General features: G+C 58.0%; 16 protein-coding genes. 11 read left to right on the top strand and 5 right to left on the bottom strand.

All coding sequences use genetic code 11. The features are described from left to right. Positions 1–2 precede the first annotated feature (2 nt). Positions 3–1010, bottom strand: coding sequence for a GTP 3',8-cyclase MoaA (moaA, locus tag Z948_RS0114375; RefSeq protein WP_025060255.1), 1008 nt, complete (start codon positions 1008–1010; stop codon positions 3–5). An 87-nt stretch (positions 1011–1097) separates the two neighbouring features. On the opposite strand from moaA, the gene Z948_RS0114380 reads away from it, so the two are divergent. Then, complete coding sequence (locus Z948_RS0114380; protein ID WP_025060256.1) at positions 1098–1664, top strand: hypothetical protein; 567 nt, start codon at positions 1098–1100, stop codon at positions 1662–1664. Positions 1665–1683: 19 nt separating this feature from the next. Here the strand turns inward: Z948_RS0114380 and Z948_RS0114385 are convergent, their stop codons facing one another. From Z948_RS0114385 to glmU, 3 genes are all read right to left on the bottom strand, one after another. After that, positions 1684–2361, bottom strand: a complete 678-nt coding sequence (locus Z948_RS0114385; protein ID WP_025060257.1) for a DNA alkylation repair protein — start codon at positions 2359–2361, stop codon at positions 1684–1686. Positions 2362–2441: 80 nt separating this feature from the next. Beyond that, the gene (glmS, locus tag Z948_RS0114390) at positions 2442–4262 is read right to left on the bottom strand and encodes a glutamine--fructose-6-phosphate transaminase (isomerizing) (RefSeq protein ID WP_025060258.1); all 1821 of its coding nucleotides are present in this window, start codon (positions 4260–4262) and stop codon (positions 2442–2444) included. A 1-nt stretch (position 4263) separates the two neighbouring features. After that, entirely contained in the window at positions 4264–5616 is a 1353-nt protein-coding gene (gene glmU, locus Z948_RS0114395) for a bifunctional UDP-N-acetylglucosamine diphosphorylase/glucosamine-1-phosphate N-acetyltransferase GlmU (protein ID WP_025060259.1), read from the bottom strand. A gap of 147 nt (positions 5617–5763) precedes the next feature. Between glmU and Z948_RS0114400 the strand changes: the two genes are divergently transcribed. From Z948_RS0114400 to Z948_RS0114420, 4 genes are all read left to right on the top strand, one after another. Then, entirely contained in the window at positions 5764–6435 is a 672-nt protein-coding gene (locus Z948_RS0114400) for an HAD-IA family hydrolase (protein WP_025060260.1), read from the top strand. A gap of 3 nt (positions 6436–6438) precedes the next feature. Continuing rightward, positions 6439–7635, top strand: a complete 1197-nt coding sequence (locus Z948_RS0114405; protein WP_025060261.1) for a DegT/DnrJ/EryC1/StrS family aminotransferase — start codon at positions 6439–6441, stop codon at positions 7633–7635. Positions 7636–7869: 234 nt separating this feature from the next. Further along, positions 7870–9033 carry an acyl-CoA dehydrogenase family protein gene (locus tag Z948_RS0114415; protein WP_025060262.1) on the top strand — a complete coding sequence of 388 codons (1164 nt, stop codon included), beginning with the start codon at positions 7870–7872 and terminating at the stop codon, positions 9031–9033. After that, complete coding sequence (locus Z948_RS0114420; protein WP_025060263.1) at positions 9033–10553, top strand: AMP-binding protein; 1521 nt, start codon at positions 9033–9035, stop codon at positions 10551–10553. The genes Z948_RS0114415 and Z948_RS0114420 overlap by 1 nt, the downstream gene beginning before the upstream one ends. Before the next feature lie 77 nt (positions 10554–10630). Here Z948_RS0114420 and Z948_RS0114425 read toward each other — a convergent pair whose 3' ends face one another. Beyond that, complete coding sequence (locus Z948_RS0114425) at positions 10631–11227, bottom strand: OmpW/AlkL family protein (protein ID WP_025060264.1); 597 nt, start codon at positions 11225–11227, stop codon at positions 10631–10633. A gap of 145 nt (positions 11228–11372) precedes the next feature. Between Z948_RS0114425 and Z948_RS0114430 the strand changes: the two genes are divergently transcribed. The 6 genes from Z948_RS0114430 to Z948_RS0114455 all read left to right on the top strand — a co-directional run bounded on the left by Z948_RS0114430 (position 11373) and on the right by Z948_RS0114455 (position 17753). Next, entirely contained in the window at positions 11373–12977 is a 1605-nt protein-coding gene (locus Z948_RS0114430; RefSeq protein ID WP_025060265.1) for a carboxyl transferase domain-containing protein, read from the top strand. 10 nt (positions 12978–12987) lie between these two features. Continuing rightward, positions 12988–13404 carry an ASCH domain-containing protein gene (locus tag Z948_RS0114435; protein WP_025060266.1) on the top strand — a complete coding sequence of 139 codons (417 nt, stop codon included), beginning with the start codon at positions 12988–12990 and terminating at the stop codon, positions 13402–13404. After that, entirely contained in the window at positions 13404–15347 is a 1944-nt protein-coding gene (locus tag Z948_RS0114440) for an acetyl/propionyl/methylcrotonyl-CoA carboxylase subunit alpha (protein WP_025060267.1), read from the top strand. The genes Z948_RS0114435 and Z948_RS0114440 overlap by 1 nt, the downstream gene beginning before the upstream one ends. After that, positions 15344–16000 carry a glutathione S-transferase family protein gene (locus tag Z948_RS0114445; RefSeq protein ID WP_025060268.1) on the top strand — a complete coding sequence of 219 codons (657 nt, stop codon included), beginning with the start codon at positions 15344–15346 and terminating at the stop codon, positions 15998–16000. Before Z948_RS0114440 ends, Z948_RS0114445 begins: the two co-directional genes overlap by 4 nt. An 88-nt stretch (positions 16001–16088) precedes the next feature. Then, the gene (locus Z948_RS0114450) at positions 16089–16943 is read left to right on the top strand and encodes a hydroxymethylglutaryl-CoA lyase (protein ID WP_025060269.1); all 855 of its coding nucleotides are present in this window, start codon (positions 16089–16091) and stop codon (positions 16941–16943) included. Positions 16944–16970: 27 nt separating this feature from the next. Further along, positions 16971–17753, top strand: a complete 783-nt coding sequence (locus Z948_RS0114455) for a crotonase/enoyl-CoA hydratase family protein (RefSeq protein WP_025060270.1) — start codon at positions 16971–16973, stop codon at positions 17751–17753. Positions 17754–18015: the final 262 nt, after the last annotated feature.

Below are 18015 nucleotides of genomic sequence, written 5' to 3' on the forward strand. Positions count from 1 at the left end.
GTTCAACCGCCTGTGTGGCTCATGTGGCGGGGCATCTGGCCGCTTGCTGTCTGGCGGGAGTAATCAAAATCATGGCCCTTGGGTTTGAGATTGATGGCCGCGCGGATGGCTTCCTCTAGGGGGGCATTGTCATTTGGATGGGCGCGCAGGGGCGCACGCAGGTCTGCGCGGTCTTCTTGGCCAAGGCACAGATAGATTTCGCCAGTGCAGGTCAGGCGCACGCGGTTACAGCTTTCGCAGAAATTATGGCTAAGAGGGGTGATAAAGCCGATCTTTTGGCCAGTTTCCTTCAGGCGCACATAACGCGCAGGGCCACCCGTGTTTTCGGCCAAATCGGTCACAGTGTAATGTTCGGCGTATTTGGCGCGGACATCTTTTAGCGACCAATATTGGTCAATACGGTCTTCGTTTCCGATGTCGCCCATGGGCATGACTTCGATCCACGTCAGGTCAATGTCACGGCTGGCGCACCATTCGGTAATCTGGGGCAATTCGGGTTCGTTGAACCCTTTCAGCGCAACTGCGTTGATCTTGACCCGCAATCCAGCCGCTTGGGCGGCATCAATACCGCGCAATACTTGGGGCAGGCGGCCCCAGCGGGTCACGTCGGCGAATTTACCTTCGTCCAATGTATCAAGTGATACATTCACCCGTCGCACACCCGCATCATATAGCGCGCTTGCGTATTTCTCGAGCTGGCTGCCATTGGTGGTCAATGTCAGCTCTTTCAGCGTGCCAGCATCCAAATGCCGCTTCATCCCGTCAAAGAACGTCATGATCCCACGGCGCACCAGCGGCTCTCCGCCCGTGATGCGCAGTTTTTCGACACCCAAGCCGATGAATGTCGAGCACATGCGATCCAGCTCTTCCAAGGTGAGCAATTCACGTTTTGGCAGGAAGGTCATGTTTTCGGACATGCAATAAACGCAGCGAAAATCGCAACGATCCGTCACGGAAACGCGAAGGTAGGTTATGGCACGGGCGAAAGGATCAATAAGGGGCGCTGTCATGGGAATAGTGGTATAGACCACACGATAAAGGAGCAAGCGCCATTTGTTGGGGTTGGAGTAACGCTCAAGCTGAATTACTCTGGCGTTATGACACGTATTTTTCTGCCGCTTAGCGCGCTTTCCGCCGTTCTATCCCTAAGTGCTTGTGCGCAATTGGGATGGGTGCAACCCGAAGATTCCGTCCCGCCTGCTATAGCGGAAGAGGCGGCAGAAGAGGTTGTAACACCACCCTCGGACCTGCCCGAAGCAACGGCAGCAGATGTTGCAGCGGTAAAGGCCGATCCGGTTCTGACGTCAGCGCCCCCTCCGCCAAAGGCCGCAAAAACCCAAGAAGCATTGGACACAACCACCACCGAGCAGCGCAAACAGGCCGCAGCCCCAGCCGCGCCAGAGGTGACATCAAAGTTGTTAGGCACCACAATTGCGAGTTTGGGCAGCCCGACAGAGCCAGGGTTCTGGCTCAAGACGCCACTGGTGAAATCCGAGACAGCAGGGCGAGTGACGAACAAAGCGAATGGTAAATCTTCGGCAGTGACATTGATCCCGATTGATGGTCCCGCTTCGGGGGGCAGCCGCCTGTCGCTGCCTGCCATGCGTCTAATCGAAGCATCTTTGACCGATTTGACCGAACTTGAAGTGACTTTAGGCGGTTAAGCGCCACTGGCGGGGCGGTTCAGGTGATGAGCCGCAGCGCCTCTTTGCGGGCAAAGGGTTTCATATCTTCGCCGTGTTCATCGATAAAGGTGATCACGCGGTCGCTGTCGCGTTTGCTCAGGTCGCGCAGCCACCACCCGATGGCTTTTTGGATGAACCATTGATGGTCGTGCACATAGCCCGCAGCCCAGCCCAAAATGCGTTCACGCGCCTCCAATTCGGCTGGCTTTGGGTTGTTCTGTTTTGCCCATGGCAGCGTGGCCACCAAAGCCGCGCGGCGGGTCCACATGTGATCGGATATGGTCCATGCCTCGACCTGATCCAAACGGGTCGGGTCGGCGATGAGGCGCTTTTGCCCTGCCATACAGGCGTGATCGGCAATCGCCCAGCTGTCAAAATCAGCGCACCACGAGGCGATGAGCTGCCATGCGGCTTCATCATCGGGGCGAATACGCGCTTGGGTCAGCAGCTTGCTGGCGGCGAGGCGGGCCTCGAAGATGTTGGTCTGCCACAGGCCATCTGCAACCGCCACGCGGGCAGGGACATCTAACAAGCCGCGCCATTCTTTGGTCAGGTCGTTGATCTGCGGGTTGGATAGCCCCAGATATTCGCGGTCGGTTTTGTGATAGCCGCGCATGCCGAGGGCGCGCTCTGGGTCTGATAGGGCCCTGAGGGCGTCGAGATAGGGTTCATGCATGGCTGTTGTGGTCCTGATCTATGTCGGGGAAACGCAGGGCGACCTATTGGGTAAGGTCGCCCTGCAAAATCGAACCTGCCTTATTCAACCGTCACAGATTTCGCGAGATTGCGCGGTTGATCCACATCGGTGCCCTTGGCCACCGCCGTGTGATAGGCCAGCAACTGGGCGGGCAGGGCATAGAGGATCGGGGCCACAGCATCTGACACATCGGGCATCACAACCGTGTCCCACACGCCTTCGCTGGCCTCGCTCAGCCCTCCGCGATCCGAGATCAGAATGACCTTGCCTTTGCGCGCCATGACTTCTTGCATGTTGCTAACGGTTTTGTCGAACAGCGTGTCACGCGGCGCCATGACGACGACGGGCACCTCTTCGTCGATCAGGGCAATAGGGCCGTGTTTGAGTTCGCCTGATGCATAAGCTTCGGCGTGGATATAGCTGATTTCTTTTAGTTTTAATGCGCCTTCATGGGCGAGGGGGTAGAGCGGCCCGCGTCCTAAGAACAACACGTCACGGGCATTGGCCAGCTTGCGCGCGGTCTCGCGGACTGCATCGTTTTGCTCCAATGCTTCGGACATCAGCGCAGGCAGGCGGCGCAGCTGGGCAAGGTGGTCTTGGCGTGCTTCTTCGCTCAGCTCGCCGCGATCTGTGGCAGCTTTTAGCGCCAGCAAGAACAGGACCGTAAGCTGGCAGGTGAAGGCTTTGGTCGAGGCCACGCCGATCTCGACGCCAGCGTGGATCGGCAAGGCCAGATCGCTTTCCCGCGCGATCGAACTTTCAGGCACGTTCACAACCGAAACGATTTTATCCGCTTTTCCGTCGCAATAGCGCAGCGCGGCGAGGGTATCGGCGGTTTCACCGGATTGGCTGACGAATAGGGCAACCGATTTACCAGGGATGGGTGGTTCGCGGTAGCGGAACTCGGATGCGACGTCGACCTCGACGGGGAGGCGGGCGATTTGTTCAAACCAGTATTTCGCCGTGAGGCAGGCCAGAAAGGCGGTGCCGCAAGCGACCATCGTAATGCGTTCAACCTGCGAGAAATCAATTGCAGGGTCGGGCAGGCGGATTTCGTCAGATTTGCTCAGGTAGTGGCCCAAGGCTTCGGCGATGACCGTTGGCTGCTCGGCGATTTCCTTGGCCATAAAGTGTTTGTGCCCGCCTTTGTCGATCCGTGTGGCGCTGATCTGGATCTTGCGGATTTCACGGTTGGCGGGCTCTCCTGCGGCGTTGAACACGCTGGCGCCTTCGCGCGTCAGGATCGCATAGTCACCTTCTTCGAGATAGCTGATGCGGTCGGTCATAGGAGAGAGCGCAATAGCATCCGAGCCGACGAACATCTCGCCATCGCCATACCCGATCGCCAAGGGCGAGCCCTTGCGCGCGGCGATGATTAAATCGTCATTGCCATCAAACAAAAAGGCCAGCGCAAAGGCGCCTTCCAGCTTACCAATGGTTTTGGTCGCGGCCTCCGTGGGGGATAGCCCCTGGGACATGAAATGCTGCGCCAGCATGGCCACGGTTTCCGTGTCGGTGTCGGTTTCGGGCGTGATGCCATATTCGGCCAGCTCGGCGCGCAATTCGCGGAAGTTTTCGATGATGCCGTTGTGAACAACCGCAACAGAGCCCGAACGATGGGGGTGGGCGTTGCTGACGTTTGGCTCGCCATGGGTGGCCCAACGGGTGTGGCCGATCCCTGATTTGCCAGCCAGCGGTTCGTGCACCAAAAGGTCACCGAGGTTCACCAGCTTGCCCACCGCGCGGCGGCGATCCAGCGTGCCATCGTTGATCGTTGCGATGCCTGCACTGTCATAGCCGCGATATTCCAACCGCTTTAGTGCTTCTACCAAAATGGGCGCCGCTTCGTGGTTGCCCAATACTCCTACAATTCCGCACATATCAGCTGCTCCGCTGTTGTTTGGCCTTTTTGGCCTTGAGAAGATCCATCAGTTTGCGCGCCATGCCCGGTTTTTCAACCTGCGGTGCACGCGCCAAGGCCAAGGCGTCCGGCTCAACATCAGAAGTGATCACCGAGCCCGAGCCCGTCATCGCGCCGTCACCCACCTGAACGGGGGCCACCAACATGGTGTTTGACCCGATAAAGGCATTTGCGCCGATATGGGTGTGGTGTTTCATCACCCCGTCATAGTTGCAGGTGATGGTGCCAGCCCCGATGTTGGCCTTGGTCCCAACAAAGGCATCGCCGATATAGCTAAGGTGGTTCACCTTGGCGCCTTCGGCCACAGTGGCGTTTTTGATTTCAACAAAGTTGCCAATGCGGGTGTTTTCCTGAAGCTCGGTTCCGGGGCGCAGGCGCGCGTAGGGGCCAACGGTGGCGCCCCGCGAAACGTGGCAGCCCTCTAGGTGGCTAAAGGCGCGGATATGCGCACCGCTTTCAACCGTGACACCAGGGCCAAAGACGACATGAGGTTCGATCAGCGTATCGCGGCCAATGACAGTGTCGCGCGCAAAATAGACGGTCTCGGGACCTTGGAAGGTGACACCGTCCTCCATCAGCTTGGCGCGGGTGCGCGCCTGAAAGGCGGCTTCAGCTTCGGCCAGCTGCGCGCGTGAGTTCACGCCAAGGGTTTCAGCCTCGGGGCAGGTGACGGCGGTTGCTTTCAGGCCGCGGGCACGGGCAAGGCCGATGATGTCGGTCAGATAGTATTCGCCCGATGCGTTATCGTTGCCAACCTGCGAGATAAGATCGAACAACAAATCGGATTTACAGGCAATGACACCGCTATTGCACAGGGTCACTGCGCGCTCTGCCTCGGATGCGTCTTTGTACTCAACGATACGTTCTAGGGACATGCCATCCATGATCAGGCGGCCATAACGGCCTGGATCGGCGGCTTGGAAGCCCAAGACAACCACGTCAGCGCCCTCAGCTGCGCTCATCATATCTTCGAGCGTTTCGGGCGAGACAAAAGGCGTGTCACCGTAAAGGACAATCGCCGTCCCATCAAAGCCCTGTAGGGCTTCTTTGGCTTGATCCACGGCGTGGGCTGTTCCTAGTTGCTCGGTCTGAACGGCGACGATTGCCGTCTCGTCATAGTCTTGGGCCGCTTTTGTTACGGCCTCGGCGCCGTGGCCTGCAACGACGACGGTATGCGTGGGGTCTAGTGACGCGCCTGCTGCCATGGCGTGGATCAGCATTGCGTCGCCGGCAATCGGATGCAGGACCTTTGGCAGTTCCGAGTTCATCCGAGTGCCCTTGCCAGCGGCAAGAATAATCAGGCTGGTGTTCATGTTGTTTCCGTTTCCGCTCGATTTGTTTTTTTCCTGTTTAACCCATGGGCGCGTTGGCGCAAGGTGGGTCTGGATCACTTATGGTTGCGGGTTGCAACACCAAGATGCCCGCGATAGGCGGAAAATAGCACGAAAACGGGGATGACGATGAAGACAGTGGTATTCGATCTGGACGGTACAATGGCCGATACAAGCGGAGATTTAATCGCTGCGGCCAATGCGTGTTTCCGCGATATGGGAGCGGGTGATCTGCTGGACCCGATCAAGGATGCAGGCACGGCGCTGCGCGGTGGGCGCGCGATGCTGCGTTTGGGCGTGCAGCGAATGGGCCGTACGGCCGATGATCCGCTGATTGATGAATATTATCAGGCGCTTCTGGATCATTATGCGCGCGATATTGATACCCATACACGCCTTTACGAGGGGGTGATGGAGGCTGTTGAAGCCCTAAAGGCACGCGGATATCTGGTGGCGATCTGCACGAATAAGCCAGAAGCACTCGCGCGTGAGTTGCTGACCCGCCTTGGTATATTGGATAGCTTTGCCGCGATGTTGGGGGCTGATAGTTTGCCCGTGCGCAAACCTGATCCCGAACACCTGCTTGAAACCGTGCGGCGCGCGGGGGGAAACCCTGAACAATGTGTTCTGGTTGGCGATAGCGATACGGATCGAAATACCTCAAAGGCCGCAAATGTCCCCTCTATCTTGGTGACATTCGGACCTTCAGGAGAGGATATGGCCGCGCTAAAGCCAGAAGCCTTGTTAGAACGCTATGCAGACCTGCCCGATGTGGTCGAGAAATTATTGGGAAAGGCCTAAGGCATGAACGAGGTGTTTAAGGGACGCTTTACCCAGCAAGAGCCCATTCCCGAAGCGGGCATTGAGGCCGCCGTTGCCGTAATGCGCCATGGCCGCTTGCACCGCTATAACACGATTGAGGGTGAAGTGGCGCAGACTGTGCTGCTAGAGCAGGAGTTTGCAGCAAAAGTTGGGGCCAAATACTGTCTTGCGGTTGCGTCTGGGGGCTATGCTTTGGCCACGGCCTTGCGGGCTGTTGGCGTAAAGACGGGGGATCGGGTTTTAACCAATGCCTTTACGCTTGCGCCTGTGCCTGGTGCCATTGCGGCTGTTGGGGGCGTGCCTGTCTTTGTGGGGGTGACACCTTCGTTGGTGTTGGACCTTGATGATTTGGCGGCGAAGGTGGATCAATCTGACGTTCTCTTGCTAAGCCATATGCGCGGGCATCTATGTGATATGGAGCGTCTGATGCAGATTTGTGATGCGGCAGGCGTTACCGTGATCGAAGATTGCGCCCATACGATGGGTGCCGCATGGAACGGCAAGGCCTCGGGGACATGGGGGAAGGTTGGCTGTTATTCCTGTCAGACCTACAAACATATGAACGCGGGCGAGGGCGGTCTGTTTGTGACCGATGATGCCGAGGTGGCCGCGCGGGCGATCATGTATTCGGGCTCTTATATGCTGTATGAACGTCACTTGGCGGGGCCGCCATCGGAGGTGTTCGAGGATATCCGCTATGAAACGCCCAATATTTCGGGCCGGATGGACAATCTGCGCGCTGCGATCCTGCGCCCCCAGCTAGAGGATCTGGACCGCCAGTGTGCGCGTTGGAACGAAAGATATTATGCGCTGGAAGAGGCGCTGCGGGATACTGCTGGCCTAACGGTGATTGATCGCCCGAAGGAAGAGCACATTGTCGGCTCTTCGATCCAATTTCTTCTGGCTGATTGGCCAGAAGGGGCTGTAACCGACCTGCTTGCGCGGTGTGGCGCGCGCGGGGTCGAGCTGAAATGGTTTGGCGGGGCTGAACCCGTTGGCTTTACCAGCCGCTATGACAGTTGGCGCTATGTTGATGCCCCTCGGATGCCAGAAAGCGATAAGGTTCTGGCTGGCATCATTGATATGCGCGTGCCACTGACCTTTAGCCTAGAAGACTGTGCGCAGATCGCGCGGATCATCCGCGAAGAAGTCAGCCGGATCTATCAATCTATTGAGTGATCTGACGGGGCGCTAACGCGCAGGTCATGTTTATCGGTGTACCTGTTGTTCGGTTGCGGTTTGCAATCGGGGTTCTTTCCCTGAGCGCCTGTCAGGCGCATATTTTTCCTTTGTTTGCCAACACGATCTAACAGGCTGTGCCTATCTGTAGGGTGCCCGCGCTTGACGCATTGGAATTCATCTGCCAGTAATGAACAAGTGTTCAATAAATCCAGATCGGGGAGGAATGGTGCCATGTTTAACGCAGTGATGAAGTTCGACTTGGGCGAAGATGTGCAGGATATGCGCGAAATGGTACACCGCTGGGCGCAAGAGCGCGTGCGGCCCATGGCTAACAGCATAGATGCGGAAAACCTCTTTCCAGCTGATCTTTGGCAGGAGATGGGCGGCCTTGGCATGTTGGGCATGACCGTTGATGAGGCATTCGGCGGCACTGGCATGGGGTATTTGGCCCATACGGTAGCTGTTGAAGAGGTCGCGCGGGCAAGTGCTTCGGTGTCTTTGTCTTACGGTGCGCACTCAAACCTATGTGTGAACCAGATCAGCCTGAATGGCACGCCAGAGCAAAAGGCCAAATACCTTCCCAAGCTGTGTTCAGGAGAGCATGTAGGCGCGCTGGCAATGTCGGAAACAACAGCTGGGTCTGACGTTGTGTCGATGAAGTTGCACGCGGAAAAGCGCAACGACCACTTCCGCCTATCTGGCAATAAATACTGGATCACCAATGGCTGCGACGCCGACACATTGGTTGTCTATGCAAAGACGGATAAGGATGCAGGGTCCAAGGGGATCACCGCCTTTTTGATCGAGAAATCCATGAAGGGTTTCACCACCAGCCAGCATTTTGACAAACTGGGGATGCGCGGATCAAACACGGCCGAGCTGATTTTTGACGATTGCGAAGTGCCGTTTGAAAACGTTCTGGGCGAAGAGGGGCGCGGTGTTGCGGTTCTGATGTCTGGTCTGGATTATGAGCGCGTCGTGCTTGCGGGGATCGGGCTTGGCCTGATGGCCGCCTGTCTGGATGAGATCATGCCCTATATGGTTGAGCGCAAACAATTCGGCCAGCCAATCGGTAGCTTCCAGCTGATGCAGGGAAAGATGGCTGATATGTACACGGCCATGAACTCGGCCCGTGCCTATGTTTACGAGGTTGCCAAAGCCTGCGATCGCGGGGACGTGACCCGCGCTGACGCAGCGGCGTGCTGCCTCTATGCCTCTGAGCAGGCGATGGTTCAGGCTCACCAAGCGGTTCAGGCCATGGGCGGTGCGGGCTATTTGTCGGACAACCCTGTTGCGCGCATCTTCCGCGATGCCAAGCTGATGGAAATCGGTGCGGGCACGTCGGAGGTGCGCCGCATGTTGGTTGGCCGTGAAATGATGGCGGCGATGAGCTGATGCAGCCAATGTTGCCGGGTCTTGATGGAGAGGGGCGCTGGAGCATTCCGGCGCGTCTCAATATGGCGCGGCAATGTTTGGCGCAGCCTGATGAGGCCTTGGCGGTTATTGATCTGACTGGCACGGGGCGACGGGATGTAACCTTTGGCGCGCTGGGCGAGATGGTCGATGGTTTGGCGCGGGCGTTATCGCTCAAGGTGCAGGCGGGTGATCGCGTTGGCGTATTGCTGAGCCAAAGCCCGTGGTGTGTGGCCGCCCATTTAGCGATCTGGAAGATTGGCGCGATTTCCGTGCCTTTGTTCAAACTGTTTCGCCATGACGCATTAGAGGCGCGATTGACGGATTCTGGAACTGGGCTGGTCCTGACGGATGAAGAAGGCGCAGAACTGTTGGGCGATTTGGCCGAGGCGTGGATGGCGGATCAGGTGGGCGTTGCGGGAGAGCCTGTGGCGTTTGCTGATACGGCGGCGGATGATCCCGCAGTTTTGATCTATACCTCTGGCACAACAGGATCGGCCAAAGGTGCGCTGCACGGGCACCGCGTTCTAACAGGGCACCTTCCAGGCGTTGCCACCAGCCATGATTTTTTGGGCCAAGAGGATGATTGCCTGTGGACGCCTGCGGATTGGGCGTGGATCGGTGGGCTGTTTGATGTGGCCATGCCAGCCCTTGCGCTGGGCGTGCCTGTGGTTGCGGCGCGGATGGCTAAGTTCGATGTCGAAACCTGCCGTTCGATCATCCAGCAGGGCAACGTGCGCAATGTGTTCTTTCCACCAACGGCACTGCGCATGCTAAAGGCGGCAGATGCCCAGATTAGCGGGTTAAGGTCTGTCGCAAGTGGGGGAGAGCCACTGGGCGCACAGATGTTGGCATGGGGGCGAAAGGCCTTTGGTGTCGAGATCAACGAATTCTATGGCCAAACGGAATGCAACATGGTGGCCAGCAGCTGTGGCGCCGCCTTTGAGGCGCGTGCAGGTTGCATCGGGAAGGCTGTTCAGGGGTTTGAATTGGCTGTGCTGGATAATGGCCTGCCTACAACAGGCGAAGGCGAAGTTGCCGTGAAACGCGGCGCGGCCTCTATGATGATCGAGTATTGGCAGCGCCCTGTGGAAACGGCGCAAAAGTTTGAGGGGGATTGGATGCTCACCGGTGATCGCGGGATCTGGGAGGGCGACTATCTGCGCTTTGTGGGCCGTGAGGATGACGTGATTACCTCCAGCGGCTATCGCATTGGCCCTGCCGAGATCGAGGATTGCCTGTTGACCCACCCAGCGGTGTCCACTGTGGGGGTCGTCGGCAAACCAGATGCGCTGCGCACCGAAATCGTAAAAGCCTATGTCGTGTTGAAGCAGGGGCAAGAGGCAACAGAACAGGTCTTGAAAGATTGGGTCAAAGAGCGGCTGGCGGGGTATTCATACCCGCGCGAAGTTACATTCCTTGACGCGCTGCCGATGACTGTCACGGGAAAAGTGATCCGTCGGGAGCTAAAGGCGCGGGCTGTTTCCGAGGGGGCTCGATGAAGGGCGGTTTTACTCTTGGAACGCATAAAGGCCGCGACGGATCGCAGCCTTTGAGAGCGGTAAAGCGTGATGCGTTCTTAGAACTTCATCACATAGGCAAAGTTCAACACATAGGGGTCGATCTCGGCTTCGCCGATGGATGCCCCGTCAAGGGTCGCCTCGGAGTCGATGTCGATCCAGCGCAGGTTTGCACGCAGGGCAGAGCCGTTTTTCAGCTCATAGTCCATACCAACCTGAACGGCGAACCCAAAACCGTCTTCCAGCTCAAGCGTGCCAAGCGAAGATTCCTCTTTGAAGAAAGCGGTGTAGTTGATGCCAGCACCGATATAGGGCTTGAACGCGCTATTGGTCGGGAAGTGGTAGTTAAGCGAGAGTGTCGGCGGCAGTTGCTGGGTTGTTCCGGCAAAACCGAGCCCGTCAATGTTGATGTCATGCTCAAACGGGGTCGCGGCCAACAATTCGATACCCAGATTGTCGCGGACAAAATATTCTGCGGTGATGGTCGGGCGAACGTCGTTACCAATATCCGCAGCGCCGCCCGCAAGCGTGCCGTTGCCGGATTTCGGAACAACCGATGCAATACCCAGACCAAGGGTGAAATCACCTTGGGATTGGGCGGCGGCAGAGGTTGCAGCCAGTGCTGCAACAGCGAGTGCGATGAATGTTGTCTTCATGATTCTTTTTCCATTCGTGTTAACACCGGATTATTGCGCCGCACCGCGGCTAGGGCGCATGACATAAATCAATTCCCACAGCTAAATTGTGCGAAAAATCAGATACTCACCCCAATTTCTGCAAACGCAGCCTGAAAGGACCGCTATGAAACTCACATCACAGGCGTTGCCCTCTTCCGAAGCTTTCAAATCCAACACAGCAGCCCATCTGGAGGCGCTGGAACAGGTGCGCGAAGCGGCCCAAGCTGCGGCGCTGGGCGGGGGGCAAAAATCGCGCGATCGGCACCTGAGCCGTGGCAAGATGCTACCGCGCGAGCGGGTGGCGAACCTGTTGGATGCAGGCAGCCCGTTTCTGGAGGTTGGCGCGGTTGCAGCCCATGGGCTGTATGGTGGTGCCGCGCCTTGTGCGGGTGTGATTGCAGGTGTGGGCACCGTGCAGGGCCAAGAGGTGATGGTGATTTGTAACGACGCCACGGTTAAGGGCGGCACCTATTACCCGATGACCGTGAAAAAGCACCTGCGCGCCCAAGAGATCGCCGAGGAAAACAACCTCCCTTGTGTCTACCTTGTGGACAGTGGCGGGGCGAACCTGCCCAACCAAGACGAGGTATTCCCCGACCGCGACCACTTTGGTCGGATTTTCTATAATCAGGCACGGATGAGCGGCAAGGGCATTCCCCAGATCGCCGTTGTGATGGGCTCTTGTACCGCTGGGGGCGCCTATGTGCCTGCCATGTCGGATGTGACGATCATTGTAAAAGAGCAGGGGACGATCTTCCTTGCTGGTCCGCCGCTGGTTAAGGCGGCGACAGGTGAGGTTGTGAGCGCCGAAGATCTGGGCGGCGGCGATGTTCATACGCGCCTGTCTGGCGTGGCGGATTATCTGGCAGAGGATGATGCGCATGCATTAGAGCTTGCGCGGCGCGCGGTTGGCTACCTCAACCGCAAACGCCCCACAACAGTTCAGTGGGAAAGCGTCGAAGAGCCCGCCTATGACCCCGATGAAATCCTTGGGGTGGTGCCTGCAGACCTGCGCACGCCCTATGACATCCGCGAAGTCATTGCGCGCACGGTTGACGGCAGCCGCTTTGACGAATTCAAACCGCGCTTTGGCGAAACACTGGTCACGGGGTTTGCCCATGTCAAAGGTTGCCCTGTCGGGATTGTCGCCAATAACGGTGTGTTGTTTTCAGAAGCCGCCCAAAAGGGTGCACATTTCGTCGAGCTATGCTCGCAGCGCGGCATTCCGCTGGTTTTCTTGCAAAACATCACAGGCTTTATGGTGGGGCGCAAATACGAAAACGAAGGCATCGCGCGCCACGGCGCCAAGATGGTAACAGCCGTTGCTTGTACCAACGTGCCAAAGATCACCATGCTGGTTGGTGGCTCGTTCGGGGCGGGCAACTATGGCATGGCGGGGCGCGCCTATAGCCCGCGTTTCTTGTGGACATGGCCCAACAGCCGCATTTCCGTTATGGGTGGTGCGCAGGCGGCGGGTGTTCTGGCTACGGTGAAACGTGACGCGATTGAACGGCAGGGCGGCGAATGGTCAGCGGATGAAGAGGCGGCGTTTAAACAGCCCACGATTGATATGTTCGAAGAACAGTCCCACCCGCTTTATGCTTCATCCCGCCTGTGGGATGACGGGATCATTGATCCACGCAAAACCCGCGATACGTTGTTCCTCAGCCTGTCTGCCAGCCTGAATGCCTCAATTGAAGAAACCAAATTTGGCATCTTCCGGATGTAAGGAGAGGGACATGACAAAGACTTTACAAGAGATCATTGATGCCAACCCCGAGGCGGAAACCTTTCGGTTTGGCGATTCCGCCGAACTCTGCGCCGAGATCCTGAATTTGGTGCGCAGTGGCGTGAAAACAGCAACCTGCGATGCGGCCTCGGCCTATGGTCAGGGCGGCGATGCATGGCCCGAAGTCGGCCGCCGTGACGTTGCGCTAAACTGGGACGGCACACCTGCTGTTATGGTTGAAACGGTCGCGGTCTTCACCCGCCGCTTCAATGAAATGGATGCCGCGTTTGTCAAAGAACAGGGAGAATTCCGCGACCTTGAGCACTGGCGAAACGGGTACAAGGCCTATTTCCAGCGCAACGGCGGGTTCTCTGAGGATATGAAGCTGATGTGTGAACGGTTCAAAGTGATAGAGGATTTTGCCTGATGTTTGATACGATCTTGATTGCTAACCGTGGCGAGATTGCTTGCCGTGTCATCGAAACAGCTCAAGCTATGGGCGTGCGTTGCGTTGCGGTTTATTCCGATGCGGATGCTGCGGCGAAACATGTGGCGCTGGCGGATGTGGCGGTGCATATCGGCGGCTCTGCCCCCGCAGAAAGCTATCTGCGCGGTGACGTGATCATCCAAACCGCGCTGGACACAGGCGCGCAGGCGATCCACCCGGGCTATGGCTTTTTGTCAGAAAACCCCGATTTCGTTGACGCGGTTGAGGCCGCTGGCCTTACCTTCATCGGGCCAAGCGCGGATGCCATTCGCGCCATGGGCCTAAAAGACGCGGCCAAGGCCCTGATGATCGAGGCAGGAGTGCCCGTTGTGCCGGGATACCACGGCAGCGATCAATCAAATGTTCTACTGGCCGAAGAGGCGGGCAAGATCGGCTATCCTGTATTGATCAAAGCGGTTGCAGGCGGCGGCGGCAAGGGCATGCGCCTTGTCGAAGAGGCGGGCAGCTTTGCCGAGGCGCTGGCCAGTGCGCGTTCCGAGGCACAAACCGCCTTTGGCAATGCGGATGTGCTGGTTGAGAAATTCGTCAGCCAGCCCCGCCACATCGAGGTGCAGGTGTTTGGTGACGGTAAGACCGCTGTGCATCTGTTTGAACGTGACTGTTCGCTTCAGCGCCGCCACCAAAAGGTGATCGAAGAGGCCCCAGCCCCTGGTATGACCGAAGAAATGCGCGCCGCTATGGGCGAGGCAGGCGTGCGCGCCGCCAAGGCCATCGGGTACAAAGGGGCAGGGACGGTTGAGTTCATCGTTGATGGTTCTGGTGGGCTCAAGGCGGACGGGTTCTTCTTTATGGAGATGAACACCCGCTTGCAGGTGGAACATCCTGTGACCGAGGCCATCACCGGCGTTGATCTGGTCGAATGGCAATTGCGCGTCGCAGCAGGCGAGGCGATGCCCAAAGCCCAAGACGAGCTGACGATCAACGGCCATTCGTTTGAGGCGCGTCTCTATGCCGAAGATGTGCCAAAAGGGTTCTTGCCCGCAACAGGCACCCTGACACATCTGGCCTTTGATCCAGACTGCCGTGCCGATAGCGGCGTGCGCAGCGGGGACACCATCAGCCCCTTTTATGATCCCATGATCGCCAAAGTTATCGTACATGGCCCAACCCGCGATGTGGCTCTTGCACGGCTACGCAAAGCGCTAGCTGGGGCCGAGGTCGCTGGAACCGTGACGAACCTAGCCTTCTTGGGCGCGCTGGCCGCGCATGGTGGTTTTCGCGCAGGCGAGGTGGATACCGGCCTGATCGCGCGTGATATTGATGCGCTTACAAACCAGCCCGCTGTGGCGCCCCGCCATGTTGCACTGGCAGGTATGGCTGCGCTGAACATCCTACAAGGCGGTGCTGAAGTTGGCTTTTCCCTATGGGATCCCTTGTTGCGTCAGGTGACCCTAGAATGGGCAGGTGAGGCGCATTTGATCAAGGTTGAGGTCCAAGGACCTGATCAACAGCTGTGGCATATTCAGGATGAAGAAATCCAAGCGCGGCGTGTAGGGGGCCAGTGGCAAATTGGCGGCCAACCAGCGCCCAAAGTCTCTATCGCGGGGGATCGGATCACCGTGTTTGACGGCTATGGGCTGATCTTTGATCGTCTTGATCTGTTGATGCAAGGCGGTGGTGCGCAGGGTGACGGGAACCTGATCGAGGCACCGATGCCCGGATTGGTGCGCGAAGTTTTTGCCGCTGTTGGGCAGCAGGTGAGCAAAGGCGACAAGCTGGCCATTCTGGAAGCCATGAAGATGGAGCACAGCCTGTTGGCGGCGCGCGATGGTGTTGTGGCCGAAGTGCTGGCAGCGGCGGGTGATCAGGTCGAAGCGGGGGCGGCATTGGTGCGCTTAGAAGCAGAGGCTGAAGCGGCATGATTATCCTGCATCACTGCCCCCAAACGAGGTCGATGCGCAGCCTTTGGTTGCTGCATGAGCTAGGCGTTGATTTTGAGGTGAAGGAATATCCCTTCGACAAAACCCTACGCTCGGAAGAGTTTCTGGCGAAAAACCCAGCAGGCCGTGTCCCTGCGCTGGAACTGGACGGTGAGGCGATCTTTGAGACAGGCGCGATCACCGAGGTTTTGTGTGAACGTTTCTCTCCCGATGGGATGGGGCGGCCCGCAGGCCATGCTGAGCGTGCGCAATGGCTGATCTGGGTCCATTTCGCGGAAACGATCAGCCAGCATTCGGCTGCGCTGACCCAGCAACACGTCGCCTTGCGCGATGACAGCATGCGCAGCCCGATTGTGATGAAGCTGGAGGCCGCACGCCTTAAGAAATGCTATGCTGCGCTGGAAGGGCGCCTTGCTGGGCGGGATTACCTGCTGGATGGCGGGTTTTCCGCGGCGGATGTATCTGTCGGGCAGGCGGTCTATATGGCGCGCTATTTTGCCCATCTGGATGGCTTCGACGCACTTGCCTCTTGGTACGATCGGATCTCGGAAAGGGAGGCGTTCAAAGCGTCTCTTCCGGGGGACAATATCTTGTTCACCCAGAGGTTTTTCGCACCTTGGGAACTGCCCGCCTAAAGGTGCGGGCCACGCGATAATGAAAAAGAGTGCATGAAACAACATTCCAGTGCACTCTGAAACGATAGCAATTTTGGGAGAGAGAGCGATGGATCTGGGACCTTGTGAAATTTTCGAAGTCGGCCCACGGGACGGTTTGCAAAACGAAGCCCGCGATATTCCAGTGTCTGAAAAGATCGCTCTGGTAGACAAGCTGAGCGAGGCAGGGTTTTCGCGGATCGAATGCGCCAGCTTTGTCTCGCCTAAATGGGTGCCGCAAATGGCGGGCTCTGGCGATGTGCTGGCGGGGATCACCCGCAAGGCGGGCGTGCGCTATGCGGCGCTGACCCCCAATATGCGCGGTTATACGGATGCTGTGGCCGCCAAAGCGGATGAGATCGCCATTTTCGCCAGCGCGTCCGAGGGGTTTTCGCAAAAGAATATCAACGCCTCGATCGAGGAAAGCATCGAACGCTTTGCGCCGATCCTAGAAGAAGCGCGCCATATTGATCTGCCCGTGCGCGGCTATGTCTCTTGCGTGGTAGAATGCCCCTATGACGGTGTCGTGTCCCCCGATCAGGTGGCCAAGGTCGCAGACAAGCTGTTTTCGATGGGCTGCTATGAGGTCTCGCTGGGCGATACCATCGGGGCAGGGACGCCCGATAGCATTGCGCGGATGCTGCTGGCGGTGCGTGATGTGGTGCCAGTGGGCCGTTTGGCGGGGCATTACCACGATACAAACGGGCACGCGCTGGAAAACATTGACGCTTCGCTGAGCCTTGGCGTGCGGGTGTTTGATGCAGCTGTTGGGGGCTTGGGCGGTTGCCCTTATGCGCCGGGCGCGTCGGGCAATGTGGCAACCGAAGCGGTCGCGGCCCATCTGGCGACGCTGGGGTATGACACAGGGTTGGACCCTGAGATCATTGCACAAGCGGCGGATATGGCCCGCGCCATGCGCAGCTAGAACTTATCGAAACAAAGGATCACAGACATGTTTGAAACCATAACGGTTGAGACCGATGCACGCGGTGTGGCCACCTTAACGCTGGCACGCGAAGCAAAGCACAATGCGATGTCTGCGCAAATGCTGGCAGAGCTGACGCAGGCGGCGGGTGAATTGGCGGCGGATGATGCGGTGCGGGTTGTGATCTTGGCCGCGGCTGGGCGGACCTTCTGCGCGGGCGGTGATTTGGGCTGGATGCAAGAGCAGATGGGCATGGACGCTGCAACCCGCGCGCAAGAAGCGGGTAAGCTGGCGACGATGCTAGGTGCGCTGAACCGATTGCCAAAACCCCTCATCGGGCGCTTGCACGGGAACGCCTTTGGTGGGGGCGTTGGCATGGCGTCGGTCTGTGATGTGGCGATTGGGGCGGATAGCATCAAAATGGCGCTGACCGAAACCAAACTGGGCATTATTCCTGCCACCATCGGGCCATATGTGATCGCCCGCATGGGCGAAGGGCGCGCGCGCCGTGTGTTTATGTCTGGCCGCGTGTTTGGCGCGGATGAGGCGGTTGAGCTGGGCCTATTATCCCGCGCTGTTCCGATTGACGATCTGGATGCCGCGGTTGAGCGCGAAGTCCTCCCCTATCTTGCCTGTGCACCTGGTGCGGTGGCCGCTGCGAAAAAGCTGGCGCAGGATTTGGGTGGCGCTGCGACCGAAGAAGCGGTTGCGATGTCGATTGCCGCGTTGGCCGAACGCTGGGAGACCGAAGAAGCCGCCGAGGGCATCGGCGCGTTTTTCGAAAAGCGCAAGGCGGCTTGGGTGGTGTAAAGGCGAGCCGTCGGGCTTTGGGGGCGTTTATTGGCGCGCAGCTGCGATCCGCTAAAGGGGGGAGCGGGGCTTTTGCCGAAAAAAGCTTGGGTGAGGCGGGGGCGTTATCTTTTGTCGGCGAATAGCGTGTTCAATTTTAAAGACTGCACACTGGAACGTTAGGGGGCACGAATGATACAGGTTTGATGTCTGATTGTAGGTCAGCTTTCCTTCTCTCATCCCGTTGACCCTAGCGGCCCTCAACGATAAACCGAATAAAAGC

It is taken from the genome of Sulfitobacter donghicola DSW-25 = KCTC 12864 = JCM 14565 (assembly GCF_000622405.1).
Taxonomy (GTDB): Bacteria; Pseudomonadota; Alphaproteobacteria; order Rhodobacterales; family Rhodobacteraceae; genus Sulfitobacter; species Sulfitobacter donghicola.

Excerpts from the sequence above, each read along its gene's own strand:
- moaA (WP_025060255.1), bottom strand. The coding sequence starts at position 1,010 with ATGACAGCGCCCCTTATTGATCCTTTCGCCCGTGCCATAACCTACCTT.
- Z948_RS0114380 (WP_025060256.1), top strand. The coding sequence starts at position 1,098 with ATGACACGTATTTTTCTGCCGCTTAGCGCGCTTTCCGCCGTTCTATCC.
- Z948_RS0114385 (WP_025060257.1), bottom strand. The coding sequence starts at position 2,361 with ATGCATGAACCCTATCTCGACGCCCTCAGGGCCCTATCAGACCCAGAG.
- glmS (WP_025060258.1), bottom strand. The coding sequence starts at position 4,262 with ATGTGCGGAATTGTAGGAGTATTGGGCAACCACGAAGCGGCGCCCATT.
- glmU (WP_025060259.1), bottom strand. The coding sequence starts at position 5,616 with ATGAACACCAGCCTGATTATTCTTGCCGCTGGCAAGGGCACTCGGATG.
- Z948_RS0114400 (WP_025060260.1), top strand. The coding sequence starts at position 5,764 with ATGAAGACAGTGGTATTCGATCTGGACGGTACAATGGCCGATACAAGC.
- Z948_RS0114405 (WP_025060261.1), top strand. The coding sequence starts at position 6,439 with ATGAACGAGGTGTTTAAGGGACGCTTTACCCAGCAAGAGCCCATTCCC.
- Z948_RS0114415 (WP_025060262.1), top strand. The coding sequence starts at position 7,870 with ATGTTTAACGCAGTGATGAAGTTCGACTTGGGCGAAGATGTGCAGGAT.
- Z948_RS0114420 (WP_025060263.1), top strand. The coding sequence starts at position 9,033 with ATGCAGCCAATGTTGCCGGGTCTTGATGGAGAGGGGCGCTGGAGCATT.
- Z948_RS0114425 (WP_025060264.1), bottom strand. The coding sequence starts at position 11,227 with ATGAAGACAACATTCATCGCACTCGCTGTTGCAGCACTGGCTGCAACC.
- Z948_RS0114430 (WP_025060265.1), top strand. The coding sequence starts at position 11,373 with ATGAAACTCACATCACAGGCGTTGCCCTCTTCCGAAGCTTTCAAATCC.
- Z948_RS0114435 (WP_025060266.1), top strand. The coding sequence starts at position 12,988 with ATGACAAAGACTTTACAAGAGATCATTGATGCCAACCCCGAGGCGGAA.
- Z948_RS0114440 (WP_025060267.1), top strand. The coding sequence starts at position 13,404 with ATGTTTGATACGATCTTGATTGCTAACCGTGGCGAGATTGCTTGCCGT.
- Z948_RS0114445 (WP_025060268.1), top strand. The coding sequence starts at position 15,344 with ATGATTATCCTGCATCACTGCCCCCAAACGAGGTCGATGCGCAGCCTT.
- Z948_RS0114450 (WP_025060269.1), top strand. The coding sequence starts at position 16,089 with ATGGATCTGGGACCTTGTGAAATTTTCGAAGTCGGCCCACGGGACGGT.
- Z948_RS0114455 (WP_025060270.1), top strand. The coding sequence starts at position 16,971 with ATGTTTGAAACCATAACGGTTGAGACCGATGCACGCGGTGTGGCCACC.